Annotated in this window: 11 protein-coding genes; 3 read left to right on the forward strand and 8 right to left on the reverse strand. The window is 66.3% G+C overall.

Annotated features, from left to right (window positions below; all coding sequences use genetic code 11):
• Positions 1–106: 106 nt before the first annotated feature.
• From IEW34_RS09230 to IEW34_RS09240, 3 genes are all read right to left on the reverse strand, one after another.
• Positions 107–844, reverse strand: coding sequence for an adenylate/guanylate cyclase domain-containing protein (locus tag IEW34_RS09230; protein ID WP_244641887.1), 738 nt, complete (start codon positions 842–844; stop codon positions 107–109).
• A 248-nt stretch (positions 845–1092) separates the two neighbouring features.
• Positions 1093–2328, reverse strand: coding sequence for a serine hydrolase domain-containing protein (locus IEW34_RS09235; protein WP_188608881.1), 1236 nt, complete (start codon positions 2326–2328; stop codon positions 1093–1095).
• A 2-nt stretch (positions 2329–2330) separates the two neighbouring features.
• Complete coding sequence (locus tag IEW34_RS09240) at positions 2331–3590, reverse strand: LLM class flavin-dependent oxidoreductase (protein WP_188608882.1); 1260 nt, start codon at positions 3588–3590, stop codon at positions 2331–2333.
• A gap of 519 nt (positions 3591–4109) precedes the next feature.
• On the opposite strand from IEW34_RS09240, the gene IEW34_RS09245 reads away from it, so the two are divergent.
• Positions 4110–4409 carry a hypothetical protein gene (locus IEW34_RS09245; RefSeq protein ID WP_188608883.1) on the forward strand — a complete coding sequence of 100 codons (300 nt, stop codon included), beginning with the start codon at positions 4110–4112 and terminating at the stop codon, positions 4407–4409.
• A 232-nt stretch (positions 4410–4641) separates the two neighbouring features.
• Here IEW34_RS09245 and IEW34_RS09250 read toward each other — a convergent pair whose 3' ends face one another.
• Positions 4642–4929: a hypothetical protein gene (locus tag IEW34_RS09250; protein WP_188608884.1), complete on the reverse strand. Its 288-nt coding sequence runs from the start codon at positions 4927–4929 to the stop codon at positions 4642–4644.
• Between the two features lie 397 nt (positions 4930–5326).
• On the opposite strand from IEW34_RS09250, the gene IEW34_RS09255 reads away from it, so the two are divergent.
• Positions 5327–5533 carry a hypothetical protein gene (locus tag IEW34_RS09255; RefSeq protein WP_188608885.1) on the forward strand — a complete coding sequence of 69 codons (207 nt, stop codon included), beginning with the start codon at positions 5327–5329 and terminating at the stop codon, positions 5531–5533.
• Positions 5534–5907: 374 nt separating this feature from the next.
• On the opposite strand, the gene IEW34_RS09260 is transcribed toward IEW34_RS09255, so the two are convergent.
• Together IEW34_RS09260 and IEW34_RS09265 are read right to left on the reverse strand one after the other, a co-directional pair.
• Positions 5908–6432, reverse strand: coding sequence for a hypothetical protein (locus IEW34_RS09260; protein ID WP_188608886.1), 525 nt, complete (start codon positions 6430–6432; stop codon positions 5908–5910).
• 206 nt (positions 6433–6638) lie between these two features.
• Positions 6639–7526 (reverse strand): response regulator transcription factor, encoded by an 888-nt coding sequence (locus IEW34_RS09265; protein ID WP_188608887.1) that lies wholly within the window; start codon positions 7524–7526, stop codon positions 6639–6641.
• Between the two features lie 1191 nt (positions 7527–8717).
• Between IEW34_RS09265 and IEW34_RS09270 the strand changes: the two genes are divergently transcribed.
• Entirely contained in the window at positions 8718–9467 is a 750-nt protein-coding gene (locus IEW34_RS09270) for a Hint domain-containing protein (RefSeq protein ID WP_188608888.1), read from the forward strand.
• A 602-nt stretch (positions 9468–10069) separates the two neighbouring features.
• Here the strand turns inward: IEW34_RS09270 and IEW34_RS09275 are convergent.
• Positions 10070–10780: a response regulator transcription factor gene (locus tag IEW34_RS09275; protein ID WP_188608889.1), complete on the reverse strand. Its 711-nt coding sequence runs from the start codon at positions 10778–10780 to the stop codon at positions 10070–10072.
• Positions 10781–11539: 759 nt separating this feature from the next.
• Positions 11540–12107: Hint domain-containing protein (locus IEW34_RS09280; RefSeq protein ID WP_194446513.1), on the reverse strand; the 568-nt coding region annotated here is incomplete at its 5' end.

The raw sequence follows: 12107 nt of genomic DNA on the forward strand, positions 1-12107 counted from the left end.
TTCTCCGGCTGCCGCCACATGCGCTCTCCCCGCAGCGTCAACGGCGCCACGATCCCATAGGGGCACGTCGAGGCATTCGGCGCACAGACTCGCCCCGGCCAACGTCTCAGACGGCAAAAAGCTCGACCGGCTTGTCGAACCCCTTCAACTGGTATGGCCTTCCGCTTCCCTCCCCCTTCTGGAGACCTGCCCGGTCGCAGACGCTGCGGCTGACGAGAATCTGGCCCGGCTCGGCGACGGACTGCGCCCGCGCCGCCGTGTTGACGACCATTCCGATCGCCGTCAGATCGCGATGGGAACGACCGAACTCGCCGAAGCTGGCCTGGCCGGAGTCGATGCCGATGCCGACGCCAAGCTCCTGCTCGCCGACGCCCGCTCGCTTGGCCACGTGGAACTCGGGGCGCGCGTGGCACCGCCGCCGGATCTCCCGCGCAGCCGCCACGGCGCGCTCCGCATGGTCGGAATGCTGGATGGGAAAGTTGAAGATCGCCATCACCGCATCGCCGATCGTCTTGTTGAGGAGCCCGTCGAATTCCCAGATGGCGTCGGCGCATTCGTCGTAGAACACATCCAGCAACACCGAGACCGTGTCGGTCGGAAGCGACTGCGACAGCGCCGTGTAGTCGCGCAGGTCGGCGAACAAGACGGACACGTCGACCGGAATCTTGCGGGCCTTCATCACACGCGTGAACATCAGCTCGCAGATCGTGCAGGTGTTGGGGTTCATGCGGCTCGGGCGGATGCCGAAGGCGCGGAAGGGCAGCGAGGCCGGTCCGCGCAAGGGGATCGGCAGATGCATCTGCTGCCAGCAGCCCTTGCAGATCATGGCTTGGGGATACGACATGCAGCGCCTCCCTGTCTCGTGGAGCGCTTCGTGTGATCGCGCCCCAAATTCCCAACGGAGGACGGCGCGACCACCCACCGTGGACAGGGAAGTCTACCACGGAGACGTGCAGCGTACTGCGCCCGCAGATCCATGATCTGCGGGCGCAGCCTCGCACCTCCTCGAGGTCGGATCGACGCACGCCGCCATCGGGCGATGCCGCCCGATGGTGGCGCTCTCGCTCTGCGCCGCCGGCTGCGGCCGCGCCGCTACGCCGCCCAGGCGCCGCCGGCGTTGGAGCCATAGCCTAGGGCGCGGTAGGCGGCGTCGACCAGGCTCTGACCGCGGTCGTTGAGCAGGATGCCGGAGCCCATGCGGCTCATGGTGTAGCCGAAGCTCATCCGCGCCTCGGGATCGGCAAAGCCGAGCGAGCCGCCGGCGCCGACGTGGCCGAAGGCGGGCTCGGCCAGGATCACCGAGCAATCGTCGGCGTTGTCCAGCGCGCGGTTGTCCATCGACTTCATGAAGCCGAGCGAGAACCGCGTCGGGATCATGAGCGTCGCATCCTCATGGGTGGCGACCGAGACCCGCGCCATGCGCGTCAGCGTATCGGCCGCGGTGAGCCGCGCGCCACGCCAGCTGCCGCCGTTGGCCAGGGGCGCATAGAGGCCGGCCAGCCCCCGCCCGTTGGTGATGCCGTTGGCGGAGCCGATCTCCGCCGCATGGCCGTCGCGCGAGTTGGGATTGAAGCCGCCGCCGTTGAGCAGGAACCGACCGGTCGGGCCCATGGGGTCGGCACGCACCGCCTGTGCGAGGCGCGAATTGCGCGTCTTGTCGTCCTCGGGATAAGGGATGATCGGCGCCACCCGCCCCTCGACCTCCTCGGGCAGGCCGATCCAGAAGTCGAGGCCGAGCGGCCCCGCCACCTCCTCGGCGAAGAAGCGGCCGAGACGCCGGCCGGTCGAGCGGCGCACCATCTCGCCGACGGTCCAGGCCGCGGTGATGGCATGGTAGCCGTTGCGCGTGCCCGGCACCCAGAACGGAGCCTGCTCCGCCAAGCGCCGGCACATCTCGTCGTAGTCGTAGACGGAGCCCTTCGGCAGCGCCTCGCGCAAGGCCGGCACGCCGGCCGAATGGTCGAGCATCATCGAGACTCGCGCCGCCTCCTTGCCCGCCTGGCCGAACTCCGGCCAGTAGCGCACCACCGGCGCGTCGAGGTCGAGCATCCCGCGCTCGGCGGCCATATGCGCGCAAAGCGCCGAGGCGCCCTTGGTGCAGGAGAAGACGATGGAAACGGTGTCCGCCTCCCAGGGGTCGCCCTGAGCGGTGCGGGCGCCGCCCCAGAGGTCCACCACCGGCTCGCCGTCGATCATGATGCAGACGGAGGCGCCGACCTCGTTGCGGTCGGCGAAGTTCGCCAGGAATGCGTGCAGCACGCCGGCAAAGCGCGGGTCGCAGCGGCCGGCCACCTGCCCCGTCGGGACGTCGCGTTCGATCAGGCCCATTGTCAGCGCACCATCTCGGCGGCCTGGGTGGATTGGGCGGTCTGGGCGCGGGCAACCGAGGCGCGCACAACCGGGATCTCGTGGTCGGCGAGCGGCCTCATCCAACGCTTGCGCTTCATTGCCGCCTCCAGGTAAGGGGCCAGTTCCTCGGCCTTCCTCGCCTCGCGGGCCGCCACCTCGGCCTTGAAGTCGCCCATCACCTCGGCGGCGAACAGCTCCAGCGACTCGCAGATGTGCTCGTGGCGGTTGCGCCCGGCCTGCTGGAGGAAGATCACCTGGTCGATGCCGGCCTCCTGGAAGCCCTTGATGTGCTGCCGGATGTCGTCCGGCGTGCCGATGCCCGAGGCATAGGTCTCGGCCCGCTTGGCCGCCTCGATCACCTCCTGCGTGCGGTTGCCCCGCGCGGTGATGTAGTCGTGCCAAAGCGTCGATCGGCCCGGCACGGCGTCGTGCGCAACCAGTGCGTTGACCGCATAGCCGAAGAACTCGAAGCCCTCATGGCCGCGTCGGATCGCCTCGTCGCGGTCCTTGTGAAGCGAGAAGTTGGACACCATGGCGATGTTGGCGTTGACCGCGTGGCCGATCGGCACGCATTGGTCGGACTTGATGATATCGTAGTAGATGCCGGCCCAGGTGCGCGCTTCCTCTGGGTCGAGGAACGAAAAGGCCAGCGCGCCGACACCGATCGACGCCGCCACCTTGATCGTGTCGCGATTGGTGCAGGCCATCCAGATCGGCGGATGCGGCGTCTGCACGGGCTTCGGCACGATGTTGCGGCAGGGCATGGAGAACCCCTTGCCCTCGTAGCCCGGATAGGGGTCCATCACCATCATGTTGGCGATCTGCTCGGCCGCCTCGATGGCGAGCGCGCGCTTCTCCTTGGCCGGAATGCCGAAGGCGCCGAGCTCCAGGCGCGTGGCGCCCTCGCCGATGCCGAAGTCGAGCCGGCCGTTGGCGATGATGTCGAGCGTGCCGAGGCACTCCGCCGTCCGCGCCGGGTGGTTGTAGTTGGGGATGACCTGGCGGATGCCGTGCCCGACGCGGATGGTCTTGGTGAGCGCCGCGCAGGCCGAGAGGAACACCTCCGGGGCCGAGGAATGCGAGTACTCCTCGAGAAAATGGTGCTCCACCTCCCAGGCGTAGTCGTAGCCCAGCCTGTCGGCGAGCACCACCTGGGCCAGCGCGTCGTGAAAGAGCTTGGCCTCGTCGCCCGGCTGCCATGGCCTGGGCAGCTGATGCTCGTAGAAAATACCGAACCGCATCGCGGCGCTCCTCCTTGCTGGCGGGTTGATCCCCTTACCGGCAAGTAGATCGTAAGTCGCGCGCGTGCGAAAGGGCGATGGCCGCAACCCGCCGATGCGCCGCGCACGACGCCGGAGCGACCCGCCTCCCGTCACTTGCCTCTTCCGGTTGGCCGCCGAACCGGCGGCGCCCGGCCCGCTCCCCGGTCTCCACGCCGCTCGACGCGGAATAAGATGCGGCCTAACGCGCGCGCGAAACGCCCGCCGGCCAGGCGCATGGCATGGCGACTGCGGTGGAGCCTAGGGCGGCGCAGCGCTCGCAGACTGCACCGTGGCCGATGGATCGAACCGGCGGCCGCTTTAACGGGGCCGAACGGAAGGAAAAAAGAACTTCGACACGCAAAATCGATTAATCGACTTCTATATTCGCAGATTCATTGCTCAGACACAGCTTACATTCATTGAAGCCGCGACGGTTGGAACCGAACTAATCCTTAAATCGTTGCAAACAAATCTATCAATAACGACGGAGATAGTCGGATGAAGATCCTGCTTGGCCTCGCCATCCTGGCGCCGCTTGCCCTGCCCCTGGCCGCCCCACCAGCATCGGCAGAGACGACGGTCATCAAGAAGTATGACGGCACGGGCAACCGCAAGGTCGTGATCAAGCGCCAGGGCGACTTTGACGGGCCCCGCGCACGCCGTGTCGAGCGCTACGAAGACGGATATGGCGCTCCGCGCGGGCGTCGCGTGACGGTGGAGAAATTCCGCGGCAATCCTGATACCACCGGCTCGATCCGGACCAGGAAGATCATCACCCACGAGGATGATGATTTCTGAGGCCGCCGCGCGGCGAGCCTGGGTCAGCTTCCGAGGCCCCTCGCTGCACGACGAGAGATAGCGCACGCCCGCCCCACGCAGCGCCAGCGGGCCGCCGGCCACTCGGACGGCCGGCGGCACATTCAAGTCTGCCCCGCAGATCGCCTGGTGCGTCTGACCACACCGAAATGAGCGAAAGCGCCTCGCGCTTGGCTCCCAAGCCCAGAAGAAGCGCCCAAGCTTCAAAGGTTATCTAGCAGTTGGAGCAGATGCTGCCGATCGAGCGGCTGATGTCGCGGTCGCTCCGGGGTATGCGGCGCGTGTTCACGCCTTCGCGCTTGGGGGGTCGAGACCTGCGCACCGAGCCGTCACGCCGAGCATCGGGCGACGTGCCGATCACCGTCCGCGAGGGGGCCGGGGCTGTGGCAGGAGCCGCCCGCGCCGGCGTCACGAGCAGCGCCGGAACTCCCAGCAGCACGCACATCGCCAGAACGAAACCATAGCGCGCCCAGCGCGCCTGCATGGGCTGGCTGCTGTCCACGCGCCCCGGTCCGGGGCCTGCGACCCGCGCGGGATGCGGCATCTCAGAGCGCAACGACAGGTTCCTCCGCATCAGCCGCCTCGCGATCCCGGGCGCCGACTGCACGATCGTCCGGCCTACGGGCCCGGTTCACCCTGCTGGCGTGGCCATCGTCGCCTTCTTCATGAGCACGACGCCGCGAGCTTCGCACTCGTTCCACGGGCTTGTGGCCTTTCTGTGCCTCGACAGGGCTGCTCGCCACGGTGCGCGCACCGCCGCGCGTGCCCTCGCGCACGTCGCCGCGGTGAGCCGCGGCTCTCCACGTGCCGTTCGGCACAGCGGCGGACGCGGCCGCATCCGAATGTCTCCGGCACGGGCGACCGATCTTGCAAGCACACGCCCGACCGAGGAGCCGATGATGGAGATGACGGACTTGAATGAATTCGTTGCACCTGACACAGCGACGGCCGCCATAGTGGATGCGATCGTCAAGGTGACCGACACGACGGGCCGTGTCGATCAGGCTGTATTCGCCAACCTGCTCAGCCAATGTGAGACGTTGAATGAATTTCAGCTTCTGCAAGCGGCAAGCTCCCTCCTGCAGTCAGCAATTGGGGCGAGTTAGAGCCTTTCGCCATTGGATGACATCGCCCAATGGCGCGGAAATGCTCGTCATCCTTTGAGCCTGGAGCATTGCTGTTGCACTCGAGCGGATCCGCCCAAGCGCAGCGTGCGCCCCGCTACGGGGCTTACCCATGAGGACCGATGCCGAGGACCAGCACGGCGCGGCGGCGAACGCCGCTCCGGCAGCCTTCCCGATCGGACGCGCCTCGTCCGCTCGGGAACGCGGCCGTCGCGCTGCTGCAACTGACAGGCGCATATTGACATATTCATTTCGCTTTTGTTCTTTTTTGATCCCCGTATGGACCAAGCACCTACAACCTGGCCATTGTGAAGCCGGGCGTCGACGGGCCTTTGGTCATGAGCCCGGGCAAAGCATCACACCCGCTCGCGTCCTCCCCCGTGGCCGCGGAGTAGGTCCTTTATGGCGTCAACGTCGCTCTGCCGCACCCGGAGCGGGACCAGCAGGAGCGCGACGAGTCCACCGATGATCCAGCCCAATGGCAGCGCCAGCAGCGTCGCCCACCACGGGAGCAGCGTCCCGAGGTAGCCCCCTGCGACGACCACGCCAATCCCGCCGAACAGGCAACCGCGCCGGCGGTGATCGACGAGGACCTGCGCCTCGCAAGCCTCCCTTAAGGGCGCATCGAAGACAGCCTCTGCGCCCGTCCGGCGGTTGCGTATGCTGCCAAGCGTCGATCCCTGTCGGTATTCCACCCTGATGTAGCAGAGATCGAGCTGGTCGCCTGGCCGGGCTGCGAAGGAAGGGTCGACCGTACAGCGCTCAACCCACCGATCTTGTGCTTCGGCAAGCCGCACCTCGAGGCTCAGCCCCTCGCCGCTGAGGTCCGCGCGCTCGACGACGCCGGCAACCCGAACGACCTGAACGTCGATTACCGCCATGTCCCCGCGGCCGCGGAAACGGTCAGAGCATCTCGCGATCAGACATCATTAGCTGATCGCGAAGTGTTACAATCTTTAAATTCGGGCTGTTTGTGCCCGTCGGGCGATGCCACACGATCGCGCTGTCGGCCGGCGCAGCCGAGGTCAACCTGCGAGGCAGCGCAACCGCACTCCCCGCTGCCCGCGCTCCACTCGCCTGACCCAGGCTATCGGCTGACATCGAGTTGCTCGGCCAGCAGCGCCACCTCCGTGCGGTTCCTGGCGTTGAGCTTACGCATGATGGTCCGCACATGCACCTTCACGGTGCTCTCGCTCATCGCCAGCTCGTACGCGATCACTTTGTTTGGCAGGCCCTTGCGCATGGCTCGGGCCACGTCGAGCTGGCGGGGCGACAGCAGCGAAGCCAGCTCCAAAGCGGGACGTGCGCGCTCGCCGCCGCCCGCCATCGCCGTCAGAGTGCTCGCCGGGATGAAGCTGCCGCCGGCGCGCACGAGGTCCATGACCTTGACGGCCATATCTAGACCCATGCTCGCCGGGACGAAGGCGCGCGCCCCGCTGCTCATGACGTGAGCGACGAAATCGGCGCTCTCGTGATCCGACATGACGGCGATGGGCGGCGGCTCGGGCAGCTGCTGCACCTGCCGCATACGGTCGCTGAACACGCCGTCCGACTCCGGCCGCATGGAGGGCGCCGACATCCAGAGGATGAGCAGAGAGGTCCTGCGCGCGACGCCGCTCTGCGCCCAGGCGGGCACGCTTTCGAACGCCTGGAATTCATGACTAGGCTCGGCGGCTTGCAGCGACGCCAGGACGCACTCGCGGAAGAACGTCCTGTCCTCGATCACGACGGTGCACGCCTCGCCCGAGGAGGCGGGCACGAGCGAGGGCATGGCGCCCACGGCCGGCTCGGCATCCCTCCACGCGCCGGAGCCAGGAGATCGGCTCGCATGGTCCCCTGCAACAGCTTCGCTATCCAAGTCAGTTCCCTCGTCGCACCGCGCGTCGGTCCCGCCCACCGCAGTCAGCTCAACTAGAGCTTCGTCCCCACCACGCCCGGTCAGCAAAGCTGATTGCGGCCGTCCGAGCTGGAGCATGGCTTAAACGCGTCGGTCTGGCGCCTGTTCCGGTGAACCAGCCGGCTTCTAACGGCTCCGCCGCGACGCGAACCGATGATATCCATCTGCAGTCATCGAGCGGGAGACGTCGCACGGCTGGGGCCCGCTTGAGTCGAAGCCGCAGGCCACACGCAGTGTCCGTCAAAGCCGCAGGACGTCGATGCCCCCTGCCGAACGCAGCTACCCGGCCAGGCGACAAGCCATGACCGTGTGCAAACTCGAATTCGCGCGATGCTGTTTCGCGCCAAACCGCTCTAGGTCGAACGATTTATCATCTAGGTCGATAGCCCTCACCCACTTCGCCTGTCCACCAATCCATGGTTGAAGTCAGGCTCCCCGTCTATAATTAAGCGACTTATGGCTGAGGTCGTCAAGAGGGCCGCGCGCCAGCGCCATGCCACTACGCTCCTCCAGCCCGTGGCAGACCAAGCGGCGCGCCCGGGGGCTTCGTCAGCGGATCGCATCGGCGGACGCCGCGAGGCGCTTCCGGCCCTGCATTGCGGCAGCCGTCACCTCAAGAAATCGCCAGCACCCGGGCAGACCCAAGACGCTGTCGGGATCCGAGGATGAGAACTCGATGATCGGGTGAAACGCCGCCTCGGGGACATCGCCTTCCGGGCTCGCAGGGACCGTCAATCGACGTCCCCCCCGCCCCAGACGGCGAGTTCACCGCCCCATGCGGATGACCCTCCCCGATCGCCGAGCGGGTCCAGAAGGAAGAACATACCCCGAAATGGGTAGATTTCTACACCCAATTGGGGCGAAGCCGTCTCGCGACACAAAGACTAACGTATGTGCTCTGCGCTTATCATTTGATCAGAAGCGCGCGAGCAGCAGGTGAGCCGAGTTCAATGCGATAGCCCGGCCGCGCATCGATCGATCAAATCTACGACATAGTCACTTTGGTCGACGGAAACATATCCTACTAGCACCTATTGGCTACGAACGCACGCCGGCAAGCGCGCGTATTGTGTCTATCGATTTTTTCAGTTGACCTAAACCAATAAAGGGGAGCAATTCCTGATGGCGACTTATCAAACTGGCTGGGTTACTGCGGGCATTTACAATCCGATCACGCACATATTCGATCCATTCAGTGTATCGGTTCCTGTGAAATTCACAGCGACAGGAGGAGAGGCAACGACCTTTACGCCCGGCGATATCCTTTGCTTGAACGGGCCCGGTCCGTTTGATTTCAAAGGCTGCTTCGTCGGCTCGGTTGCCGACGGCATCATTCTCGCCGGCCCCTACGGGATCGCGTTTCTGTTCAGCACCGCCGACTCGAGTGGCGCGCCGCTTTCGGTCGACATCACGGATCCGTTCGTCGTCTGTTTCCTGGCGGGGACGCTGATCGCGACGCCTGCGGGCGAGCGCCGGGTGGAGGATCTTGCCGCCGGCGACCTGGTGCTGACCGCCGCGGGCGAGAGCCGGCCGGTGCTGTGGATCGGTCGGCAGTCGGTCGCGGCGCTGTTTGCCGAGCCGCTGCGCAGCTACCCGATCCGCATCGCCGCCGGCGCGCTCGACGAGGCCGTCCCCGTGCGCGATCTCTACGTCTCGCCGGATCACGGGCTGCTGGTCGATGGCGTGCTGGTTCAGGCCGGCGCGCTGGTCAACGGCACCACCATCAGCCGCGTGAACGAGCCGGCGCCGCACTTCGTCTATTATCACATCGAGCTTGAGGACCATGCGCTGGTGCTGGCCGATGGGGCGGTGGCGGAGACCTTCGTCGACAACGTCACCCGCCGCCGCTTCGACAACTGGGCCGAATACGAGGCGCTGTTCGGCGAGCGCGAGGCGCACATCGCCGAGCTGGAGCTGCCACGGGTGAAGGCGGCGCGCCAGTTGCCCCGGGCCATCCGTGAGCGGCTGACGGCGCGCGCCGACGCACTCGGCGTCGCCGTCGAGAAGGCGGCAGCGTAGCCGGAGACCGGCGACGGCCGGGCCGAAGGCCCGGCCACGACTTCGCGTATGGGCCCATCCTGGACCCGGAGGGGGCCTGCGTCGACGCGAAGCGAAACGACGCAGGACTGTGTCCCGGCCGGGTTATGGCTTCCGGCCGGGACACGCTCGCGCTTTCAGGAACGGGGGCATCCCTGGCGATCTGGATTGATCCGGGCGGAACACGCAACCGGACGGCGACCATGTGCATCACCGTCCGAACGCAGGAAAGAGACCCGGTTTCAAACTTGTCGACCGGATAACATCAATATCTGCGAACGAGTATCAAGATAGTCGCGCTCTGGAAAATGCCGATCAGTTGCCAAAAATACGACCGGCTAGTCCAGGTGATTCGATATCGCGACATCCACTAGAGCATTTCCGCGTTTCTTCGAAACGCCGAAGTGCTCTATCTGTTTGATTCATCGCGTTTTCTTCACGCGGACCGGCGTCCACTTCGCTCGAAACGCTCTAGATCATTTCTATCCGGCCAAATGAAATCACCATACCAGACAAACACGCTCTAAACCGTTGGATGTGATGCGCTTTCCCGGTCGGGCGGCTCCGCCCGATCGGAACGCGCTTCAAGTCGACGGTGCCGAGTCGAGGTGCTGCGTGAGCAGAGCGACTTCCGTGCGGTTCCTGGCCTTCAGCTTGCGCATGATGGTCCGTACGTGAACCTTGACGGTGCTCTCGCACATGGCCAGCTCGTAGGCGATCAGCTTGTTCGGCAAGCCCTTGCGCATGGCGCGCGCGACCGCAAGCTGCCGCGGCGACAGCAGCTTGGCCAGCTCCGAAGCCCGCGGTGCCGCGTCAACCGCGGTCGCCACCGCCGACAATGTGCTGGCCGGAATGAACGTGCCGCCGGCCCGTACCAGGTCGAGAACCTTCACGGTCATGTCGATGCCCATGCTCGCCGGCAGGAAGGCGCGCACGCCGCTGCTCATGATATCGGCGATGCAATCGGCCCTCTCGTGATCGGACATCACCGCGACGGGGGGCGGTGCCGGCAGTTCGAGGACCTGCTGCAAGCGGTCGTTGAACATGCTGTCGGGCTCGGTGGCCGCAGACGGGGCGGACATCCAGAGGATCAGCAGCGATGTGCGGGTCGCCTCGTTGCTCTTCGCCCACTCGGCTACGCTCTCGAAAGCGTGGAAATCATGGTCGGGGTCGGCAGCCCGAAGCGACGCCAGGACACACTCGCGGAAAAAGGTCCGGTTCTCGATCAGGACCGTGCTTGGCCTGTTCACCGCCTGCAGCGAGATGCGGGGCAAGCCCGACACGGCCCGAGGCATGTCGTCCTGCTGGTCAGAACGGCTTGATCTCCAGCGATAGTCGCTTGCCAAGGCTTCGGTCCCCAACTTCGTCCCCTGTTTGAACTGAGCGCCGGCAGACGGCGCAGAGTTGACTTGCGACGCCGCGGGCGTGCTGCGCCCGCGGCAAAGCCGACCTGATGACCTCTGTGACGGAACTGTGTCGTTTCGACGGCGTATCGAACCAACGACCTAATTGTGCCGCCCCGCCTCAGAGCACCGCGCCGCACTGCACTGAACACAAGACTCGTCAGCTTGGCCTCGTTTGCCAGCTACGGGCCAGAGCAGCGTTCCGATGCAAGCGAATCTGCGGCCGGATGACGCGGCCTCGGCCGCATGCGATGGCCCGCGCAGCACACCCGGCGGCACGCCTGGTCCGCCCTTGGTCTAGAGCATTTCCACGTTTCTCCGAATCGCCGAAATGCTCTATCTCTTTGATTTATCGCGTTTCATTCACGCGAACCGGCGTCCACTTCGCTCAAAAACGCACTAGAAGGCCATCCGATTGCGCCGCGCTACGGCCGGCGCATTGCAGCCCGTGGCCAGCCGTGCGCGACGAGGGCAAGTTCGACGTCAGGAACCGGACCGATATCGCGCTGTTGACGCGGGGCTTGCAAGCTGTCGCGTTCGAGTGTCCTTCTTGGTCCGGCCGGCCCTGGCGAGAGACGACTGCCGAGCGGCGACGGTGGTCGACGCCCCGCCCGCGGGTAGCCGATGGTCCGGCGGGCCGGTCGGCCTCCCCTACGCGGCCTTTTCGACGGCGCCGCCGAGCGCACCGGCGCGCGCCGTCAGCCGCTCGCGGATGGCCCGGGGCAACTGGCGCGCCGCCTTCACCCGTGGCAGCTCCAGCTCGGCGATGTGCGCCTCGCGCTCGCCGAACAGCGCCTCGTATTCGGCCCAGTTGTCGAAGCGGCGGCGGGTGACGTTGTCGACGAAGGTCTCCGCCACCGCCCCATCGGCCAGCACCAGCGCATGGTCCTCAAGCTCGATGTGATAATGGACGAAGTGCGGCGCCGGCTCGTTCACGCGGGTGATGGTGGTGCCGTTGACCAGCGCGGCGGCCTGCACCAGCACGCCATCGACCAGCAGCCCGTGATCCGGCGAGACGTAGAGATCGCGCACCGGGACGGCCTCGTCGAGCGCGCCGGCGGCGATGCGGATGGGGTAGCTGCGCAGCGGCTCGGCAAACAGCGCCGCGACCGACCGCCGACCGATCCACAGCACCGGCCGGCTCTCGCCCGCGGCGGTCAGCACCAGGTCGCCGGCGGCAAGATCCTCCACCCGGCGCTCGCCCGCAGGCGTCGCGATC

The organism is Chelatococcus reniformis (assembly GCF_014640075.1).
In the GTDB taxonomy this organism is placed as follows: domain Bacteria; phylum Pseudomonadota; class Alphaproteobacteria; order Rhizobiales; family Beijerinckiaceae; genus Camelimonas; species Camelimonas reniformis.